General features: G+C 64.0%; 19 protein-coding genes. 8 read left to right on the plus strand and 11 right to left on the minus strand.

From position 1 onward, the window contains the following. Positions 1–1,785 (plus strand): aspartate--tRNA ligase, encoded by a 1,785-nt coding sequence (gene aspS, locus ACTNAU_RS03410; RefSeq protein ID WP_441097540.1) that lies wholly within the window; start codon positions 1–3, stop codon positions 1,783–1,785. 56 nt (positions 1,786–1,841) lie between these two features. Here the strand turns inward: aspS and ACTNAU_RS03415 are convergent, their stop codons facing one another. Beyond that, positions 1,842–2,990: a diguanylate cyclase domain-containing protein gene (locus tag ACTNAU_RS03415; protein WP_441097541.1), complete on the minus strand. Its 1,149-nt coding sequence runs from the start codon at positions 2,988–2,990 to the stop codon at positions 1,842–1,844. 217 nt (positions 2,991–3,207) lie between these two features. Here ACTNAU_RS03415 and ACTNAU_RS03420 point away from each other — a divergent pair, with 217 nt between their 5' ends. Then, the gene (locus ACTNAU_RS03420) at positions 3,208–3,960 is read left to right on the plus strand and encodes a MerR family transcriptional regulator (RefSeq protein ID WP_441097542.1); all 753 of its coding nucleotides are present in this window, start codon (positions 3,208–3,210) and stop codon (positions 3,958–3,960) included. 327 nt (positions 3,961–4,287) lie between these two features. Here the strand turns inward: ACTNAU_RS03420 and ACTNAU_RS03425 are convergent, their stop codons facing one another. The 3 genes from ACTNAU_RS03425 to ACTNAU_RS03435 all read right to left on the minus strand — a co-directional run bounded on the left by ACTNAU_RS03425 (position 4,288) and on the right by ACTNAU_RS03435 (position 6,261). After that, on the minus strand, positions 4,288–4,692 hold the full coding sequence (locus ACTNAU_RS03425) for a hypothetical protein (RefSeq protein WP_441097543.1): 405 nt from the start codon (positions 4,690–4,692) through the stop codon (positions 4,288–4,290). Then, a complete protein-coding gene (locus ACTNAU_RS03430) occupies positions 4,682–4,945 on the minus strand; it encodes a helix-turn-helix transcriptional regulator (RefSeq protein ID WP_441097544.1) in 264 nt (87 codons plus the stop codon). Before ACTNAU_RS03430 ends, ACTNAU_RS03425 begins: the two co-directional genes overlap by 11 nt. Before the next feature lie 176 nt (positions 4,946–5,121). Beyond that, positions 5,122–6,261, minus strand: a complete 1,140-nt coding sequence (locus tag ACTNAU_RS03435) for an iron-containing alcohol dehydrogenase (protein WP_441097583.1) — start codon at positions 6,259–6,261, stop codon at positions 5,122–5,124. Between the two features lie 399 nt (positions 6,262–6,660). Here ACTNAU_RS03435 and ACTNAU_RS03440 point away from each other — a divergent pair, with 399 nt between their 5' ends. Continuing rightward, the gene (locus tag ACTNAU_RS03440; protein WP_441097545.1) at positions 6,661–7,494 is read left to right on the plus strand and encodes a phosphatase PAP2 family protein; all 834 of its coding nucleotides are present in this window, start codon (positions 6,661–6,663) and stop codon (positions 7,492–7,494) included. A 35-nt stretch (positions 7,495–7,529) separates the two neighbouring features. Next, positions 7,530–8,519 carry a 3-oxoacyl-ACP synthase III family protein gene (locus ACTNAU_RS03445; RefSeq protein ID WP_216400659.1) on the plus strand — a complete coding sequence of 330 codons (990 nt, stop codon included), beginning with the start codon at positions 7,530–7,532 and terminating at the stop codon, positions 8,517–8,519. 73 nt (positions 8,520–8,592) lie between these two features. Here the strand turns inward: ACTNAU_RS03445 and ACTNAU_RS03450 are convergent, their stop codons facing one another. Together ACTNAU_RS03450 and ACTNAU_RS03455 are read right to left on the minus strand one after the other, a co-directional pair. Continuing rightward, a complete protein-coding gene (locus ACTNAU_RS03450) occupies positions 8,593–9,918 on the minus strand; it encodes an ABC transporter permease (RefSeq protein WP_441097546.1) in 1,326 nt (441 codons plus the stop codon). Beyond that, positions 9,915–10,643: an ABC transporter ATP-binding protein gene (locus tag ACTNAU_RS03455; protein ID WP_185915382.1), complete on the minus strand. Its 729-nt coding sequence runs from the start codon at positions 10,641–10,643 to the stop codon at positions 9,915–9,917. The genes ACTNAU_RS03450 and ACTNAU_RS03455 overlap by 4 nt, the downstream gene beginning before the upstream one ends. A gap of 225 nt (positions 10,644–10,868) precedes the next feature. On the opposite strand from ACTNAU_RS03455, the gene ACTNAU_RS03460 reads away from it, so the two are divergent. Together ACTNAU_RS03460 and ACTNAU_RS03465 are read left to right on the plus strand one after the other, a co-directional pair. Then, positions 10,869–11,981 (plus strand): DUF3048 domain-containing protein, encoded by a 1,113-nt coding sequence (locus ACTNAU_RS03460; protein WP_185915381.1) that lies wholly within the window; start codon positions 10,869–10,871, stop codon positions 11,979–11,981. A 69-nt stretch (positions 11,982–12,050) separates the two neighbouring features. Beyond that, complete coding sequence (locus tag ACTNAU_RS03465) at positions 12,051–12,755, plus strand: ATP-binding cassette domain-containing protein (RefSeq protein WP_441097547.1); 705 nt, start codon at positions 12,051–12,053, stop codon at positions 12,753–12,755. A gap of 123 nt (positions 12,756–12,878) precedes the next feature. Here the strand turns inward: ACTNAU_RS03465 and ACTNAU_RS03470 are convergent, their stop codons facing one another. The 3 genes from ACTNAU_RS03470 to rplM all read right to left on the minus strand — a co-directional run bounded on the left by ACTNAU_RS03470 (position 12,879) and on the right by rplM (position 15,260). Next, positions 12,879–13,931: a ubiquitin-like domain-containing protein gene (locus ACTNAU_RS03470; protein WP_441097548.1), complete on the minus strand. Its 1,053-nt coding sequence runs from the start codon at positions 13,929–13,931 to the stop codon at positions 12,879–12,881. A gap of 481 nt (positions 13,932–14,412) precedes the next feature. Further along, positions 14,413–14,814, minus strand: coding sequence for a 30S ribosomal protein S9 (gene rpsI, locus ACTNAU_RS03475; RefSeq protein ID WP_021659011.1), 402 nt, complete (start codon positions 14,812–14,814; stop codon positions 14,413–14,415). A 17-nt stretch (positions 14,815–14,831) separates the two neighbouring features. Next, positions 14,832–15,260: a 50S ribosomal protein L13 gene (gene rplM, locus ACTNAU_RS03480; RefSeq protein WP_044992274.1), complete on the minus strand. Its 429-nt coding sequence runs from the start codon at positions 15,258–15,260 to the stop codon at positions 14,832–14,834. 626 nt (positions 15,261–15,886) lie between these two features. Here rplM and ACTNAU_RS03485 point away from each other — a divergent pair. Then, on the plus strand, positions 15,887–16,600 hold the full coding sequence (locus ACTNAU_RS03485; RefSeq protein ID WP_216400655.1) for a tRNA 2-thiocytidine biosynthesis TtcA family protein: 714 nt from the start codon (positions 15,887–15,889) through the stop codon (positions 16,598–16,600). Between the two features lie 165 nt (positions 16,601–16,765). Here ACTNAU_RS03485 and ACTNAU_RS03490 read toward each other — a convergent pair whose 3' ends face one another. Continuing rightward, on the minus strand, positions 16,766–17,452 hold the full coding sequence (locus ACTNAU_RS03490) for a Crp/Fnr family transcriptional regulator (RefSeq protein ID WP_441097549.1): 687 nt from the start codon (positions 17,450–17,452) through the stop codon (positions 16,766–16,768). Between the two features lie 104 nt (positions 17,453–17,556). Between ACTNAU_RS03490 and ACTNAU_RS03495 the strand changes: the two genes are divergently transcribed. Continuing rightward, positions 17,557–18,099 (plus strand): hypothetical protein, encoded by a 543-nt coding sequence (locus ACTNAU_RS03495; RefSeq protein ID WP_441097550.1) that lies wholly within the window; start codon positions 17,557–17,559, stop codon positions 18,097–18,099. A gap of 148 nt (positions 18,100–18,247) precedes the next feature. Here the strand turns inward: ACTNAU_RS03495 and ACTNAU_RS03500 are convergent, their stop codons facing one another. Further along, on the minus strand, positions 18,248–19,507 hold the full coding sequence (locus ACTNAU_RS03500) for an MDR family MFS transporter (RefSeq protein WP_441097551.1): 1,260 nt from the start codon (positions 19,505–19,507) through the stop codon (positions 18,248–18,250). Positions 19,508–19,539: the final 32 nt, after the last annotated feature.

The following is a 19,539-nucleotide window of genomic DNA, read 5'->3' on the forward strand; positions in this document are numbered from 1 at the left end:
ATGGAGACCATTCACGGCTTTAAGAGGACCAGTTACTGCGGCGAAGTCACCGCCGCCCAGATCGGCCAGCAGGCAAAAGTCTGCGGCTGGGTGCAGAAACAGAGAGACCTGGGCAACCTGATCTTTATCGACCTGCGCGACCGCACCGGTATCGTCCAGCTGGCCTTTGACGACGGCACCGACCGCGACATCTTTGAAAAGGCCTTCTCCGCCCGGGCGGAGTTTGTGCTGGCCGTCACCGGCACCGTGCGGGAGCGGGAGAGCAAGAACCCCGACCTGAAAAACGGCGACATCGAGATCTACGTCACCGAGCTGCGGGTGCTGGCCAAGGCCAAGACCCCGCCCTTTGAAATCAACGACTCCATCAACGTCAAGGACGAGGTGCGGCTGCGCTACCGCTACCTGGACCTGCGCCGCCCTGAGGTGATGGCCCCCCTGCTGGCCCGCCACAAGATCGTCAAGGCCGCGCGGGACTACTTTGACCGCAACGACTTTTTGGAGATCGAGACCCCCATGCTCATCAAGTCCACCCCCGAGGGGGCGCGGGACTACCTGGTGCCCAGCCGGGTGCACCCCGGCGCCTTTTACGCCCTGCCCCAGTCCCCCCAGATGTACAAGCAGCTGCTGATGCTCTCGGGCTTTGACCGCTACATGCAGGTGGTCAAGTGCTTCCGGGATGAGGACCTGCGGGCCGACCGGCAGCCCGAGTTTACCCAGATCGATTTGGAGATGTCCTTTGTCGAGGAGGACGACGTCATGTCGGTCAACGAGGGCTTTATGAAGTACGTCTTTCGGGAGATCCTGGGCCGGGACATCCCGACCCCCTTCCTGCGGATGCCCTACCGCGAGGCCATGGAGCGCTTTGGCAGCGACAAGCCCGACACCCGCTTTGGGATGGAGCTGTGCGATTTGGGCGGGGCGCTGAAGGACTGCACCTTCAAGGTCTTCTCCGGCGCACTGGAGGCCGGCGGCCGGGTGATGGCCATCAACGCCAAGGGCCTCTACGGCGAACTGAGCCGCAAGCAGATCGACAAGCTGACCGACTTTGTCAAGACCTATCGGGCCAAGGGCCTCGCCTTCACCCGGCTGGGGGAGGACGGCACCGCCAGTTCCAGCTTTGAGAAGTTCCTCACCGAGGAGGAGGTGGCGGCTGTCCGCCAGGCGGCCGATCTGCAGCCCGGCGACGTGCTGCTGGTGGTGGCCGACCAGAGCGAGGAGACGGTGCAGACCGCCCTGGGCGCCCTGCGCTGCGAACTGGCCGAGAAACACGGCCTCATCGACCCCGAGCGCTTTGACTTCCTCTGGGTCACCGACTTCCCCCTCTTCGAGTACAGCGAGGAGGAGGACCGCTACGTGGCCAAGCACCACCCCTTCACCGCCCCCGCTTTGGAGGACGTGGACAAGATCGAGAGCGACCCCGCCCACGCCCGGGCCCGCGCCTACGACATGGTGCTCAACGGCTGCGAGGTGGGCGGCGGCTCCATCCGCATCTCCGACCCCGCGCTGCAGGACCGGATGTTTGCGGCCCTGGGCTTCACCGAGGAGGAGGCGCACCGCCGCTTCGGCTTCCTCATCGACGCCTTCTCCTACGGCGTCCCCCCCCACGGCGGCATGGCCTACGGCCTCGACCGGCTGGTGATGCTGATGCTGGGCAAGTCCTCCATCCGCGACGTCATCGCCTTCCCCAAGGTGCAAAATGCCAGCGAGCTGATGAGCGGCGCCCCCGACGCGGTGGACCCCAGCCAGTTGGAGGAGCTCTCCATCGCCCTGGTGCAGCCCGAATAAATCCCCATTGCAACCAAAAAAGAGTGCCGGTCTTCGGCACTCTTTTTGCTTTTGTTTTATTGGGGGCAGGGGGGATCGGCAGCAGAAGGGGAGACCCCCTGTTTTTTGGCGTTTTTGCCCCGGTACATCTCCCCGTCCAGCCGGCGCAAGAAGTCTGCAACGTTCAATCCGCCCCTTTCGCAGCAGAGGGAGCCGGTGCTGAAGGAGAGCTGCCCGCCCTCGCCGGACGACTGGCCGTTGAGGGCCGTTCGGGCCTGTTCCAGCCGGCGGAGCAGGTCGCCTATCCGCTCCTCCCCATCCCGCCAGACCACCACAAACTCGTCGCCCCCGTACCGGGTGGCCACCATCCCCTTGCGCTCACTCCGGCGGATGACCTCTGCCATCCGCACCAGCATCTGGTCGCCGCACAGGTGCCCGCGGGTGTCGTTGATGTCCTTGAGCCCATCTAAGTCGATCATCACCCCGCAGACCTTCCCCGAACCGGCGCCGTCAAACCAGCGGCCCAGGTATTCGTCCAGCAGCCGTCGGTTGCCCAGGCCGGTGAGGGCGTCGGTGTAGATCAAGCTGCCCTGGGAGACCTGGTAGAGCATGAGGGTGGAGAGGGCGTAGGTGCAGATGAGGGAGACGCTCCGAACGGCGATCTGCACCAGTTCCGCGCAGAGGGGGAGGACGGGGAAGAGAAGAAAGGGGAGAAGGGTCTCCCGCTTGACCCAGTTGCGGTTTTTATAGAGGAGCAGCATCACCGCGGCGGTGGAGAGGTAGTTGAAGAGGGTGAACACCCACATCGCCACATAGCCGATGACGATGGTGCCCTCCTCTGAAATGGAGAACATCCACCCGCAAACACAGTTGACCAGGACGATGGCCGCGTCCGCGGCAAAGAGGGCGGTGTAGAGGGCGGAGTGCCCGCCCGCCGCGCCGGGGAAGAGGGTGTGCAGCACAAAGCGCGCCCAGGTCCAGACAATGGCGGCATTTACCACAAAGTAGGCGCTTTTGACCGCGGCAATGGCGGCGCGGGCCCAGGGGCGGCCGTAGAGGGCCAGATAGGCGACGTCCAGGGACAAAAAGGCCAATACCAGCAAAATGATCTGGAAGTAGGCGCGGCCGGCCCTGTCGCTCCGCTCTCTCCCACGCAGGCCAAACAGCAGGATGAAGAGGTTGGCCATGGACAGAATGTCCAGGGCAATGCTGCAGTCGATCTTCACTGGTTCTCCCCCCCTTTCGCCGCTCCCAGGCAATTGCCCCGAAGCCCTTTTATTTTACCATTATACCGCCGCTGTCCACCGCCGCGCAATCCACCCCGCCGATGCAAAAATGTTTTTGCAAAAATTTTCGCTGCCCCCTTGACCTTGCCCCTACGTCATAGGGTATGCTAAAGTCAGACCGGTCGAGACAGAACAGCAAAGAGGAGGCATATCTGGGATGGAGGACGAGACCCTGTGGACGGTGGCCCAGGTGGCCCGGCAGGCGGGAATCACGGCGCGCGCGCTGCACCACTACGACCGCATCGGCCTGCTGCGCCCCGGCCAGAAGACCGAGGCGGGCTACCGGCTCTACGGCCGGGCCGAGCGGGAGCGGCTGCAGGAGATCCTCTTTTTGCGGGAGCTGGACTTTCCCCTCAGCGAGATCGCCGCCATTCTGGATCACCCCGCCTACGACCGAAAGGAGGCCATGCGCCGCCAGCGGGAACTGCTGCTGCTCAAGCGGCAGCGGCTGGACGGGCTGCTGGCCCTGCTGGACCGGGCGGTGGAGGGGGACGCCTCCCTCAATTTGGAGGAATTTTCAATGGACAAAATCGATCGGGCCAAAGAGGCCTATCGCGAGGAAGCCCGCGCCCGCTGGGGCGACACCGATGCCTACCGGGAGAGCCAGCGGCGCACCGCCGCCTACACCCCCGACGACTGGGCCGCCCTCACAGCGGAGATGGAGGAGATTTTCGCCGCCTTCTCCCGCCTGATGGCAGAGGGCGCCGCCCCAGACAGCCCGGAGGCCGCCGCCGCGGTGCAGCGCTGGCAGGACTTTATCACCGCGCACTACTACCCCTGCACCGACGAGATACTGGCCGGCCTGGGGGAGATGTACGCCGCCGATCCCCGCTTTGCCGAGAGCATGGACAAAGCCGGCGCAGGCACCGCCACTTTTGTGACCCGGTGCATCGCCGCCAAAAGCCGGTAGCCGCTGGATTGCCTAGATAAGAGAGGGCGCTCCGCCACTGTGCGAAGCACCCTCTCTTTCTCCCTTGATATCCTTTCGCGAAACGACAGCCGACAGCCCTCGAGTAAGTCGGCGGGTGCAAAGGAACTTTGGATCCAAGCAGCAAGCGAGGCTTGGAATGAATGGAAATTTACATGAACAAAGCGTTTTCTCAGTGCGCAATAGCCCGTTTGCGGGCCGTGGGGCAGGTGGTACAGGTGGGAAAATTCTCAGTGCCCCTTGAGAGGCCGTCGATATCATGTCTTTCCAGGGTTTTCTCCGGCCCCCGGCTTTGCCGGGGCGTCTGCCTTACAGGTCCGCGCGCCGGAGGAGGTCGGCCATCTGCCGCAGCAGGGTCGCCTTCTCCCGCGCTCGCTGCAGCTCGGCGTCGCTGCAGCGCAGCCAGTCAAAGGCCTTGATTTCCTGGATGGTCCGCTCCAGCCGCCGTTTTTCCGCCGCCAGCTCCTCCAGGGAGAAGGGGGTGACGGGCGCTGTCTCGTCCCCCTCCATTGCGGCGGCGAGGCGGTAGACTCCCGGCCGCAACAGCTCGATCTCCCCCTGCCCCTTCATCTGGTGCAGCACCGAGCGCAGGGCCGCGCTGTCCGACGGCACAGGAAACCCCCGCCGGGCCAGTTCGTCCCTGACCTCGGCGTTTTCGTGCGCCTGGCCGTCGGCGTACACATGGCGGGCGGCCCGCCGGATCTCACCTGCCATCGACATGGATATCCCCCTCCCGCAAAAGGGCGTGGGTCAGCTGCTCCTGACTCACACCGGCAAAGTACGCCACCCTCTCCACCGTCGAGTGCAGCGGTTCAAAGGCCAATCCCTGCTCATAGCGGTAAACCTGTTGGCGGGAGAGACCCACCTTTTCCCCCAGCTGCTCCTGCGACAGGTGCAGCGCTGCGCGGATCACCGCCAAATTCTTGCCAAAACACCCCGGCTCCCGCGCCGTCTTCTTCTCTGCCATCCGGCTTTCCCCCTCTGTTCGTTTGCCCCATTATAACGCCCCGTCCCCCCTCCGTCCACAACGCCCGTTTTACATTTTCTACGAATTCTTCCTTTTTTCGTTCTTTTTTTGCGCGGCTGTCCGCCGGGAGGCGCAAAAAAAGCCGGGCGATTTCGCCCGGCCCCAAAGGACAGCTGCTATTTGACAAACATGGCCCGGAGCAGTTCCACCGCCTCGTCGGCCGTGTAGCCGCCGGGGGTGCGGTGAAAGTTGGAGACCGCCTCGAAGCGGCTGCGGCAGCCCTCCACCTCCTGCGCCGTCATGGTGCAGCCGGTGCGGCAAAACCGCTGCAAAAGCCGGCAGACCGCCCGCTCGTCCGGCTCGCCCAGGGCCTTTAAGAAGGGGCGGAACAGCTCCCGCGAACAGCTCTTGGCCCGCTGGATAAAGGCCGGCAGAAAAGCGCCCGACGCCGTTCCGTGGGGGACGCCGTAACGCTCGGTGAGCAGATAGCCCAGCCGGTGGGGGAAACAGGTGCCGCAGCGGTTGAGGGAGAACCCGGCACAGAGGCAGCCCTCGCTGATCTGGTCGCGCAGCTGGGGCTGGATCTCCACCGCCGCGCCCCGGACGCTGTCCTCCCAGGCGTCGGCCAGACGGCAGAGCCCCTCGTAGAGCAGCTCGATCCCCCGCAGGGCGAACATCCGGCTCACCCCGTCGGCATTCTGGGCAAAATAGCTCTCCACCCCGTGGCAGAAGGCGTCCACCGCCGTGGAGACGGTCTGCCGGTAGGGGAGGGAATAGGTGTACTTGGGGTCGATGAGGGCCAGGCGGGGGAAGGTGTCCTCCCGCCCGACACTCTGCTTGCGGCCGATCTCGTCGATGGTCAGCACCGCCGTCTGGTCCAGCTCGCTGGAGGTGCCGGCGGTGGTGGGGACGCAGACCACCGGCAGGGCGGGGGCCTGCCACTCCCTGTCGTAGAGGGCGCTCTCGTCCAGTTGGGGGTTGGCGGCAAAGACCGCCGCCGCCTTGGCCGCATCCATGGCCGAACCGCCCCCGATCCCCACCACAAAGTCGGCGCCAAAGGCCCGGGCCGCCTCGCCCGCCCGCTTGCAGGTGGAGACAAGGGGGTTTTCCCCCACCTGGGAAAAGACCTCCCACTCCACCCGGTGCATCTTCAGGGCGGTGCACACGTCCTCCAGGGCGCCGCTCTTGACCGCTCCGCTCCTGCCGGTGACCAGCAGCGCCCTGTCCCCCAGCGACGCCAGCTGCTGGGAGTGCAGCAGCACGCACCCGCTCTCAAAATACACCTGGACCGGCATGTAAAAATTCACCGAACGCATCACAGCAGATTCCTCCCCTCGCCGCGCGCACCGCCCTGGAGCGGCGGCGCGGTCATTCGCGGCCATTGTATCGCAAGGTAAAATCGGACCGCCGGACAGGGACAACCGCGGCCCATCCATCCGACGCCCGGCCGTTTCGGCATAACGGCTGTACTGTGGCCACTATGCCACAAGCGCCGAGCGCGCAGCGGGATTTGGCATGAGGCAGGGAGCAAACGGCGTTTGCGCACCTGCGCGGCCACCCCGGCATGATCGCCACTTTGTGGCCATTATACCACATCCCCCGGCGCAGAAAGGGGAAATTTGGGAAAGAGCAGATCTTTCCCCTTTCTTTTTTTGAAAAGCCCCCGCCCCTGTGGTATCATAATAGCAGTCTGTTTTTGAAAAGGGGAACCGCTTTTGGAACTGTCGATCCTGCACTTTATCCAGCGCTTTGCCACCCCGCTGCTGGACAACGTCTTCCTCGCCATCACCGTTTTGGGGGAACCGGTGGCCATTCTGGTGCCCATCCTGGTCATCTACTACTGCTACAACAAGAAGATGGGGCTCTTTTTGGCCTTTTCCAGCCTCACCTCCCAGGGGGTAAACGCCGGAGTCAAGGCCCTTGTCGGCCGGGGGCGGCCCATCGGTCAGCCGGGGATCCGCAGCCTGCGCACCCAGACTGCCGGCGGCTCCTCTATGCCCAGCGGCCACACCCAGGGGGCCGCCACCCTGCTCTACTCCATCTACAAATTCGTCAAGCAGAAGTCCATGCTGGCGGTGGCGGTGGTGATCGGGGTGGCGGTGGCCCTCTCCCGGCTCTACCTGGGGCTGCACTGGCCCACCGACGTGGTGGCCGGCTTCCTGCTGGCGATGCTGGTGTCCGAAGTCTGCTACCGGCTCTTCATCACCACCAAGCGCCCCTGGCTCCTCTTTACAGTGGCGGCCGCGGCCCTCTTTTTGCTGGCCTGGCCCACCAAGGGGAGCGCCGCGTTTTACAAGCTCACCGGCGCCTTTGTGGGGCTGGCCGCCGGCGCCTGGTTTGAGGACGCGGCCGTCCGCTTCACCTGCGAGACCTCCCTACTCAAAAAGCTGGCGCGGGTCCTGTTGGGGGCCCTGCTCCTCTGGCTGCTGGACTGGGGGCTCTCCCTGGTCCTGCCCCAGACGGCCGTGGGGGGCGCCCTGCGCTACGGCACGATGGTCTTTGCCGCCGTCGGCTTCATCCCCCTGCTCTTCAAAAAAATGAGTCTTTAGACCGCCAAAACAACTGACCGGAAAGGACGATCAACATGGGAATTCAAATCATCGGCACCGGAAAATACCTGCCCGACCGGGTGGTCACCAACGACGACCTGGCGCAGATCGTGGACACCAGCGACGAGTGGATCACCACCCGCACCGGCATCAAGACCCGCCGGGTCGAGACCGAAAAGGCCACCTGGCAGATGGCGGCCTGCGCCGCCAGAGAGGCGGTGGAGGACGCCGGGGTCGCACCCGCCGAAATCGACCTGGTGGTCTGCTCCACCGTCACCGGCGACTACCTCACCCCCTCCACCGCCTGCCTGGTGGCGGGGGAGCTGGGGCTCGACAGCCCCTTCTGTCTGGACGTCAACTCCGCCTGCGCCGGGTTTGTGGCCGCCGTCGACCTGGCCCAGCACTACCTGGCCGGCGGCCAATACCGCTGTGCGCTGGTGGTTTCCAGCGAGATGCTCACCAAGCTGACCGACTTTTCCGACCGCGGCACCTGCGTCCTCTTTGGCGACGGGGCCGGGGCGGTGGTCCTGCGGGCCGCCGACGGCCTCTACGAGAGCTTTGCCGGGTCGGACCCCAGCGGCGGCCGCCATCTCTTTGCCCGGGGCGTCGCCCCTGCCAGCCCCTTCCGCCAGCAGCCCTTTGACCCCCTGGGCGACGGCTGGGGCCCGTCGGCGGGCCATGCCCTGCACATGAACGGGCGGGAGGTCTACAAGTTCTCCACCCGCGTCCTCCCCCTCTGCGTCAAGACCGTCTGCGAGAGGGCGGGGCTGCCGCTGGAACAGCTGGACTGGGTCTTTCCCCACCAGGCCAACCGGCGCATCCTCGAGACGGCGGCCCAGAACCTGGGGCTGCCCTTCGAGCGCTTCTACCTGAACATCGACCGCTACGGCAACATGTCCAGCGCCTGCATCCCCATCTGCCTGGCCGAGGCCAGCAGGGAGGGGCTCCTCAAGCGGGGGGACAAGATCTGCCTGGTGGGCTTTGGCGGCGGGCTGGTCTACGCCGGCTGCCTGTTGGAGTGGTAGCCCCCTCTCTCCCGCGCAAAAAGGGCGCTGGACCAGACGGTCCAGCGCCCTTTTTTGTCGCCTACGGCGATTTTTAGCGGCCGCTCTTTTTTCCGAGGGCGGCGAAGGCGGGTTTCTTGCCCGCGCTCTTTTTCTTGCCAAACTGCAGCTTGGCGGTGAGGATCTTGTCGCTGGAAAAGAGGCGCACAGCCAGGAACATGCAGACTGCGAAGAAGACCACCTGATACCCCAGCCCAAAGAAGAAGAGGGGGTAATTGCCAAACATCATGTTGGGGATGGCCATGAAGGTGTGGGTGAAGGGGATGGCGTAGACCAGGAACCGCGCCACCGTGGGCAGCCCGTTGACATCGGCCAGCAGGCAGATGAAGTAGGGGATCATCACCATCACCATCACCGGCATGATGGCCGTCTGGGCCGCCTTGATGTCCTGCGCCAGGGAGCCCAGGAGGATGGAGATGGTCAGCGCCGTGAGGATGGTGGCGAACAGCTGCACCCCGATGAGGAGGTACTGCCCGGTGGAGAGGGAGAGGCCCAGGGCCTTTAGCACCTCGCCGGCGGCGTTCTGGCCGCTGCCCCCCATCAGCTTGCCCATGTAGCCCGAATAGCCCACCATGAACACCGCCGCGTTGAGGAGGGAGACCAGCCCCGCGGCGATCATCTTGGAGGAGAGGATGCTGGTGCGCTTGATGGGGGCCGAGAGGAGGGTCTCCAGGGTCTTGTCATTTTTCTCGTTGACGATGGTGGAGACCACCATCTGCGAGGCGAACATCAGCAGCAAAAAGACGATGATGGGGACCATCATGGTCTGGCTGCTGAGAAAGCCGGACACCGTGCTCGCCGGCACCTGCTGGGTGTGTTCCCCCACGGCGGTGTAGTCCTCTGCCTGCACCGGCTCCAAAATGGGGCCCGGGTCGGCGATGCCCGCCTTCTCCACCAGGGTGCGGGAGAGGATCGACCCCAGCTGCTGCACCACCTGGCTGTCCACCCCCGCGGAGATGTTGGCGGTGATGGCCGCACTCTTGATCTCGCTGTACAGCTGGATCTTCTGGGCCACCGGCTTTTCGGCCAGGATCCCCGCGCCAAACCCCTCGGGGATGACGATGGCGCTCTGCCGGCCCAGTTCCCGGGCGTAGTCGATGGGGTTTTCATAGGCCTTTGTGGTGCGGTGCACCACAAAGCCCGACTGCTCGAGCCCGCCCAGCAGCGACCGGGTCAGCTCGCTGTCGTCCAGGTCGATGACGGCCACCTCGCCCGCGTTTTTGGCGGCCTCCTCGGTGACCGAGCCCATAAAGTTGCCCAGCAGCACAAAGATGCCCGCGCAGAGGACGATGGAGAGGACCGACTGCAGGGTGATCATCTCCCGCAGCTCTTTTTTCAAAAGGATCCAAAACTTTCTCATCGGCCGCTCACCGCCCTCTCAAATACCTCTTCCAGATTTTGCGCCTGATAGCGCTCCAACAATTCCTCGCAGTTGCCGGTGACGTGGAGGATGCCCTTGTCGATGATCCCCACCCGGTCGGAGAGGAACTCGATCTCCAACATGTTGTGGCTGGAGAGGAGGAAGCTCATCCCCTCGGCGGCCAGCCCCTTGATCATCCGCCGGATCTCCAGGGCGTTGATGATGTCCAACCCGCTGGTGGGCTCGTCGAGGATGGCCAGGGACGGGCGGGTCATCACCGCCCGGGAGAGGAGCAGTTTGCGGGTCATTCCCCGGGAATAGGTGCCGATCTTGTCGCCCAGCCGCTCGCCCAGGCCACAGCGCTCCACCGCGTACTCGACGCAGGCCTTGGCCCGCTCTCGGTCGGCCACAAACAGCCCCGCCATGAACTTGAGGTACTCCATCCCGGTCATGGACTTGTAGGCCCCCGCCTCGTCGGGCAGGTAGGTGATGGACTCCCGCACCTTCTCCGGCTCGGCGCGCAGGCTGTGTCCGGCCACCACCGCGTCCCCGTCAGTGGGGGTCAGCAGGGTGGCAATCATCCGAATGGTGGTGGTCTTGCCGGCCCCGTTGGGGCCGATGAGGGCAAAGACCTCGCCCTTGCCCACGTCAAAGCTGATGCCCTTGACCGCCTCTACCTGGCCGTACCGCTTTCGCAGTTGGCGCACTTCTAGTGTCTTCTCCATACGCTCTCCTTCTTCTCTTCTCCCCAGTGGGGCAAACATGCAATGGCCGCCTTGGCGGCTTCCATCTGCGGATGTAGAGACAGTATAGCATATCTGCCCCCTGCGGCGCCACCTTCAGCACTGGTCATTTCTCCCCTTTAATCCCTCTTTTTCTCATTTTTTTGCAAAGGGCGGGGGATGGGCGTATAATAGAGCCACCAAACTTCACATTTGGAGGAAACAAGAATGAAAAAGGCACTCTGCACAGCCCTGGCCTGCCTTCTGGCCCTGGGTCTTTTCGCCGGCTGCAACAAGGACGAGAGCGCGGTCGCCACGGGCGGCTCCATCTCCTCCGCCCAGGTCGACCTGCGGCCGACCAACCCCCTCACCGGGCTGCGCGTCGACGACGACTACGCCGCCACCCACCGGCCGGTGGGGGTGATGATCAACAACCTGAAGGCCGCCCTGCCCCAGTACGGGCTGGCACAGGCCGACATCCTCTACGAGGTGGTGGCCGAGGGGGGGATCACCCGGCTGCTGGCCATCTACTCCGATGCGCGGCAGGTGCCCAAAATCGGCTCGGTGCGCTCGGCCCGGCCCGTCTACATCGAGTTGGCCACCGGCCACGACGCCACCCTCATCCACTACGGCACCAGCACTCAGGCCGACGCCCTGCTGCAGAAAAACGGCATCAAGACGGTGGACGGGATGGCCCTCTCCACCGTGGCCTTCTCCTTTGACGAGGTGCGGCACAAGACCTACTCGCGGGAGCACTGCACCTTCACCTCGGGCGAACTCATCCAAAAGGGGCTGGACAAAAAGTCCATCAGTCTCTCGGGCGCGCCCCGCTGCGGCTTCTCCTTCTGCGAGCAGTCCAAGTTCAGCGGCGAGCTCTACGCCCCCAGCTACGGCAAGGCCGACGAGGTCTCCTTCCCCTTCTCGGGGTATGTCAGCGACACCCTGCGCTACAACGCCGCCACCTGCAGGTACGAAAAGTACCAGTTCGGCCAGCCCCACATCGACGCCGCCACCGGCGAGACCCTCTCCTTTGACAACGCCCTGCTCCTCTACACCTCCATCCGGGTCGTCGACCAGATCGGCCATGTGGACGTGGACCTGGACAGCGGGACGGGCTACTACTTCACCCGCGGCCAGTACGAGCCCATCCGGTGGAAAAAGGGAGGGGTCAGCGACCCCCTCACCTTTACCAAAGAGGACGGCTCGCCCCTGACCCTCAACGCCGGCAAGACCTATGTGGCCGTCGTCAGCGACAAAAACGAGTCCTCCCTCGACATCGCTCCCGGCAAGACAGAGGAGCCCGAAGCCACCTCCTCTGGGGCCTCCTCCGCGGCAGAATAATTGTGCCTCTCCCCGTTGCGCGGGGGAGAGCGGGGCATACTATCTCCAAAGAAAAAAAGGAGAGATGGTATGTCCCGTTTGCTTTCTGTCAACCACCTGACCAAAATCTACGGCTGCGGCCCCCGGGAGGTCCGCGCCCTCTGGGACGTCAATTTTGCCCTGGAAGAGGGGTCTTTCACCGCCGTGCTGGGAGAGGCCGGCTCCGGCAAATCCGCCCTGCTGGACATCTTGGGCGGGCTGGAGGCCCCCACCCACGGCCGCTACCAGTTCCGGGGGGAAGAGGTGACCCGGATGGGGGAGTGCTGCCTGGCCCGGCTGCGGGGGCAGATGGGATTTGCCCTGCAGTGGGCCCCCCTGGAAAAGGGGGCCAGCCTGTTGGAGGATGTCTCCCACCCCCTGATGAGCCGGGGCATCCCCACCGCCCGGCGGCGGGAGATGGCCCTGCGCGCCCTCGCCAAAGTCGGGCTTGAGGGGCGCGCCGGCAGCCTGCCGGACAGCCTGAACGACAGCCAGCTGCGGCGGGCCGTCATCGCCCGGGCCATCGCCGCCGAACCGTCCCTGCTGCTGGTGGAGGAGCCGGGGGAGAGCCACACCGACGCCCACACCGACGTGGGGGCCGTTCTCCGCCAGCTGGGGAGAGAGGGGCTCTCCATCGTCCTCTTCACCCGCGACCAGCAGCTGGCCGCCTGCGCCCCCCGGCAGCTCCTGCTGCAGGGGGGACGGCTGGTGGGGGACATCGCCACCCCCTTACAGCGCGGCACCCGGCTGGCCTGATCGGCCGCCAAACACCGATATAAAAAGGGCCTGACGGCCCTTTTTTTGCGCGCAGCCGCCGGGCGCAAAGGCAGGGGGCGCGCCCGCCGAACCGGCTGGGCGCGCCCCCTGTCATTGTTTCACTCAGTCCAAAAAGTAGACGTCCAGCGCCCGCTTGCCGTGGGCGCAGCTCTGGGCATAGGTGGCGTAGAGCAGGTCGAAGTCCACCCGCCCCTCCTTCATGGCCGAACCGGTCTCGCCGGCAATGGCGTACCCGTAGACAAAGGAGCCGTCGCTGGAGACGATGTACATCCGCGTCCCATAGGGGATCTTGGAGGGGTCCACCGCGACGATGCCGGGCACCGGCTTGCGCCCGCTGGCCGTTCCCTGGCCGGGCTTGACGCTGTAGCCGGTGGTGATGGCCCCCTTCATCACCCGGGAGTAGGAGAGGGGGATGCCGTCGTCGCCGATGGGCACGTCGCCAAAGCGCAGGGTCGAGACCATCGCCCGCTCCTTGCCCTTGAGCACCACCTCGTCCACCGGCTCCACCGTGACCTCCTCGGCCACCACCTGGGGCTCGCCCTCAGGCGTCCCGTCCACCAGGCGGGTGCGGGTGGTGACCAACTTCTCCCCGTTTCGCCCCTCTGACTGCAGCTGGGTGCGCCCCGGCCCCAGGAGAGAGGTCTCCTCGTATTGGGTGCCGTAGGGCACCTCTTCGGTGTGCTGGGCCTCGGCATAGGTCACCCGGGAGATGGCGATGATCGCCCCCTCCTCCACCAGCTCGCTCCGGGCGGGGACGACCACGTCCTCCTCTCCCAGGGGGATGCCGGCGGTCTCCAACACGCTGCGGACGGTGGCCTCGGTGGTCCAGACCACCGTCTCGCCGCCCTCGACCTGCACCGCCACCGGGAACGCCCTTTGGATAGTGATCTTCTGCAGCCCCCCTGCGGCGTGGGACTTGGCGGTCACCAGGTCGCCGGGCCCCACCGAGATGCCCTGCTTTTGCAGGATCGACTCGGGGGCGCTGCCCACACAGAGGACGGCGGTGGTGCGGCTGCTGTCCGATACCAAGACCACGTCGGTCTGCGCGGTGACGAAGGTCGAGACGATCAACAGCGCCAACAGAAGGCTGGCGCAGAACAGCGCCCGGCTGCTCTGGCCCACCCGCTTTATAATCATTCGTGCATTCTGTATCATAGATTCTCCTTTACCAAAGCAAATTGCTTCCTTTGCCAAAGTACGTCCTAGTATACCCGATGGCCAATTTCCCAGTCAAACCGGGCTTTGGGCCGTTTCTGAAGGAAAAATCTCCTTACCTGGAAGGATTCCCATTTAGCCCCCCAATCATTCTCGTTTCCTCTGCCATGGTCCGTTTTTCGCTGTAACCATTTTGTAACATTTAGCGCAAAAACGCGATTGTTAAGCCATTTTAAAAAAACAGACTGGTTTCTGTCGAACAGTTTTTCCGCCCTTTTGAAAGCCTGTCCCTCCCTTTTGCCCCTCTCTAATTATCCTAACAGGATATTTTCGTATTTATAGTACATTTTGTTTTCTACTTCTCTGTTCGTCCCGTTTGCATTCATATATAGGGAATACTTATTCATTTACACGCTGCCAAAAAGGCGCAAAAAAACAGCACAGGCAATCTGCCTGTGCTGTTTGAAGAGCGGAGAAAAAACTATCTCTTGGAGAACTGGGGAGCGCGACGGGCGGCTTTGAGGCCGTACTTCTTGCGCTCTTTCATTCTGGGGTCGCGGGTCAGGAACCCGGCCTTCTTCAGGTCGCCGCGCAGCTCGGCGTCGAACAGGAGGAGGGCGCGGGACAGGCCGTGGCGGATGGCGCCAGCCTGGCCGGAAACGCCGCCGCCGGAGACGGTGCAGACGATGTCAAACTTGCCTTCCAGGCCGGTGAGGGCCAGGGGCTGCTTCACGATGACCTTCAGGGTCTCCAGACCAAAGTAGTCGTCGATGTCGCGGCCGTTGATGGTGATCTTGCCGGTGCCGTTGTCGTAGACGCGCACTCTCGCAACCGAATTCTTTCTTCTGCCGGTGCCGTAGTAGTAGGGAGTTTTATCGTACATGGATGCGTTCCTCCTTGTTAACCGTTGTAAGCTTCAGGCTTCTGAGACTGGTGCTTGTGTGCGTCGCCCTTGTAGACGCGCAGACGGGTCATGGCCGCGCGGCCGATGGTGGTGTCGGGAACCATCCCCTTGACCGCCAGGGTCATGGCGCGGTCAGAGTGGGCCTTCATGAAGGTGCGGTAGTTGACCTCTTTCAGGCCGCCGACCCAGCCGCTGTGGTGGCGGTAGAACTTCTGGTCCAGCTTGTTGCCGGTGAGGATCGCTTTGTCGCTGTTGATGATGATCACGTGGTCGCCGCAATCGACATGGGGGGCAAAGGTGACTTTGTTCTTCCCTCTGAGCAGGTTGGCGGCAATGGCAGCGGTGCGGCCCATCGGTTTGCCAGCCGCGTCGATTACATACCATTTGCGGGTGATCTCGGCGGGTTTCGGCATGGTAGTAGACATGGTCTTTCCTCCTGAATTTTGGTTTCATTCGCTTGTATGAAATGGCCAGTTGGCCGGTTACACAAACGTGCAAGTATCATTATAGCCACCCGCACCGGCGCTGTCAACACCAAAATTCGATTTTTTCAATCTGCATCTGTGCACCTTCTGTTTTCGCCCTTATCCTCCCTCATCCTCTCGATTGCGAAACCTCCATTTCACTTTGAGAGCTGGTGGGATGGAGAATCGCGCCCCTGCCTGCCCCGTTGGAGGGGGACTGCCGGCCACCCCGCAGCGCATGGCCTCTTTGCACCCCTATGCCACAGACGCCCCTCGACGCGGCGGTGGGGCGAGGGGACACGCGAAGGCCCGGCGGTAGGGCAGCGCCAGTGGAGCGGCCTGCTGCCGGGCAGGTCTTCTCCGGGCGGGAAGCACAGTGGCCGCAGCGGCAGGCGGCCGTCCCTTTCCCGCGCCGCCCGCCGGACAGCCCCCCTTGGGGGGATGTGTCCAGCCCCTCTCTCTCGCCGCAGTGGGAGGTAAAAAAAGCACTAGGAAAATCGCGCCCCAGGCCTTATAATAGGAAGCGCCCGCAGGGGAGGAGCACCGCCTTCCCACACCGGCAGACCGACACAGGGGAGGGAGCGCTCATGCAAAAACTCATGGGGGCAATGCGCAAGGCCATTCAGGATTACGGGATGCTGTCCGACGGCGACCGGGTGGCTGTCGGGGTGTCCGGCGGCAAGGACTCGCTGGCCCTGCTGGCCGGGTTGGCCGGGCTGCGCGATTACATCGGCATCGACTACCGGGTGATGGGGATCACCATCGACATGGGCAACCCCAAAGTCCCCACCCCCGACTGGGGCAGGGTCGAAGCCTTCTGCCGCGCACTGGGGGTAGAGTACCAGGTCAAGCGCACCGAGATCGGGGACATCATCTTCAACGTGCGGCAGGAGAAAAACCCCTGCTCCCTCTGCGCGCGGATGCGGCGCGGCTCCCTCCACGACGCGGCCAAGGCCGCCGGCTGCAACAAGGTGGCCCTGGGCCACCACAAGGACGACGCGGTGGAGACCTTTTTTATGAACCTCTTCAACGAGGGGCGGCTGGGCTGTTTTCAGCCGGTGACCTATCTCTCCCGCAAAGACCTCACCGTCATCCGCCCCCTGGTGCTGGCCGATGAATTTCTGGTGAGCTCGGCGGCGCGGCGGCTGGACTTCCCGGTGGTCAAGAGCAGCTGCCCGGTGGACGGCCACACCAACCGCGAGCGGATGAAGGAGTACATCCGCCAGCAGGAGCGGCTGGACCACGGATTTAAAGACCGCATCTTCGGCGCCATCTGTCGGGCCCATCTGGACGGATTTTGATTTCCCATTTACAATATCTTCATCTATTTATACTTTTTGTATTATTTTTTGTCTTTAGAGCCCTGCGGGCAGTCTCTGCCGCAGGGCTCTTCTTTTTTGCTCTTTTTTCGTGAGGGAAAGGGGGGCGCCCGAAAACTCCCTCTCCAGACGCCGCCCTCTCTCCTCCTATATATAGGAAAGGGGGCCGTCCTCTCCCTCGGCTTCGAGGAGTTGAAATCGGTTTTTGCAAAAATCGATCAGTCCGTCCCGCCGCATCCTCGACAGCTCTCGGGAGAGGGCGCTGCGCTCCACGTGCAGGTAGTCGGCCATGGCCGCCCGGTCCAGGGGCAGGGCGACGGCACTGCGTCCCGCCCGCGCTGTCTCCCGGCGCAGGTAGGCCAGCACCTTCTCCCGCACCGTGGGGCGGAGCAGGCAGTCGATCCGCTCGTGGAGCAGCAGCCCCTTCTCCGCAGCGATCCCCACGTAGTTGCGCAGCAGCCTGTCCGCGCCGGGACAGCCCCTTTGGCAGCCAGCAATCAGCCCCTCAAAGGGGAGGTGGAGCACCCCCGCCCCCTCGGTGACCCGCACCGTCACCGGACTCGGCCTTCCCGGCCTGGCCGCCAGGAGGATGCCGATCGCGTCCCCCGGTTTTAGCAGCGCCAGGATGACCGACCGGCCCTGGGCGTCCCCCTTCACCGCCTGGGCCCGCCCCGACAGCAGCAGCCCAAAGGAGGAGACCGCCTCCCCCTCGCCCAAAATCTGCGCCCCCGCCGGGTAGCTCCGGGGAATCGCCCCCACCCCCTGCAGGAGGGCGGCGAGCTCCCCCTCATCGACCCCCGCAAACAGTTCGGTCTCCGCCAGTGCGACCTCCATCTGTTACCGCTCCCTTTCGTTGCATGTGCAACATATCTTTATTCTCTATTGTAGTACAATGGGCCCAAAAAGGACAGACCCACAACCATTTGGAGGTACTTTTGATGGACAAAGCCGTTACCCGCATCACCCGAACCGCCCTATTCACCGCCCTGTTGGTGGCCCTGCAGGCCGCCACCCTGCCCTTCGGCAACACCCTGGTCACCGGCTCGGTGGTCAACCTGCTGCTGATCCTCGCCGCCCTCTTTCTGGACCTTCCCGCCGCTGCGGCGGTGGGCCTACTCTCCCCGGCAGTGGCCAAATTTCTCGGCATCGGCCCCCTGTGGGCCCTCATCCCCTTTATTGCCCTCGGCAATCTGGTGTTGATCTTTGTCTGGCGGGCAGTCGTTCACAGTTGGGGGCAGGGCTGGCTCGCACTGGGTGGGGCCGCTCTCCTCGCCGCGCCCGCCAAGACAGCCACCCTCTATCTGGGCATCGTGCAGTTCGCCATCCCCATCCTCCTGAAGCTGCCGCCCCAACAGGCGGCAGCGGTCTCCGCCCTCTTCTCCCTGCCCCAACTGGTGACCGCCCTGGTGGGTGGGGCGGCAGCGGTGGCCCTCTTTCCCGTTCTGCGCCGGGCCGTTCCCGAGCCGCCCTCGCGCAGCTGACCCGACGCACCCCTATAAAAAAGCGGCGGGGCCCCATCTCCCGACGGGGGCCCCGCCACCCAAAAGGGGAGGGTCCCGCAGACATGCAGCCCCGCTCCCCGCTCCCTTGACCCTCGCTCTTTTCTCCCCGGCCCTTGGCCTTCAGCCCTCAGCCCTCCTCCGCCTCTTTTAGAGAAGGGGCTTTTGCCGCCCTTGTGCGGTAGATGGGCAGGTCTCGGGTGGGCATTCCCCTGAGAAACTTCCAAAACAGCACACAGGCCACCGCCGCCAGGGTGCACCAGACCACCCAGGGCAGGTGGCGCAGGGCAGGGTTCTCCGCCAGGTCGTAGAGGTACCCCGAGAGAAAGTTCCCCAGCACTGTGCCCGCCGCTAGCGACGTGCCCTGAAAGCCGTAGTAGGCCCCCACCTTTCCCGGCTCGGCGAAGTCGGTCACCTGCATATTCCGCACCGGCTGGTAAATCATCTGCCCCAGGGTGAAGATGACCGTCCCCGCGTAGAGGGCGGGGAGGGCGGGCACGAACCCCATGATCGCAAGCCCCACCCCGTAGAGGATGTTGGCCAGGGCCAGCGACTCGTTGGCGTGCAGGTGCTGCTTGCACCACTTGACCAAGGGCAGTTGCACCGCCACCCCGACGACCGAGGCCAGGGTGTAGATAAAGCCCGCATAGGCGTAGCTGGGGTCGATGGCCTTGATGCGGGTGGGGATGGTCAGGTCCTTCTGGCTCATGAGGCCGGTGGTGATGGCCGTGATCAGCAAAAAGAGGATGTAGGTCTTGTTTTTCAGGCAGGTGCGCACCGTCTCCATGGCGCTGGTCTGGGCGGGGGCAGCCCCGTTTTTCCCATCGGCCTTCAGGTCGGGGAGAAGAAAGATCGACAGGGCGATGGTCAGGGCAAAGACCCCGGCCGAGACGATGCAGACCCAGCGGAAGCCCATCACCATCAAAAAGGTGCCCACGGCGGGGCCGACGATGTTGCCGCAGTTGTTGAGCATCTCCCGCATGGAGAAGAGGGCGGTGCGGTTTTGGTCGTTTGCCAGCAGGTCGTAGTAGGAGTAGCAGGAGGGGACAAACAGCGCGCCCCCCAGCCCCACAAAGAAGCTGGACAGAAAAAAACCCCAAAAGTCGCTCATGAACCCGCAGAGGAGGAGGCCGAACATTCGGATGGCGGCGCCGATGACCATGGCCCGCTTGCAGCCGATCTTGTCGCCCACCGCCCCCAGAAAGATGCTGGTCAGGTCCTGCCCCAAAAACCGCACCCCGGTGATATAGCCCACCATGGCCGTCGCCATCCCCAACCCGTTGACCAGGTAGTTGTTGAGAATGGGGATCAGCATAAAAAAGCCGATGCCCATCACCAAGGTGTTGGCGTGCATCAGCAAAACCACGATCTTGTACCGCTTTTCACCCACTGTTTCCACTCCCTTTTTGGACGCTCTCTGCC

Source organism: Bittarella sp. HCP28S3_D9, from assembly GCF_052065655.1.
GTDB lineage: Bacteria > Bacillota > Clostridia > Oscillospirales > Ruminococcaceae > Bittarella > Bittarella massiliensis.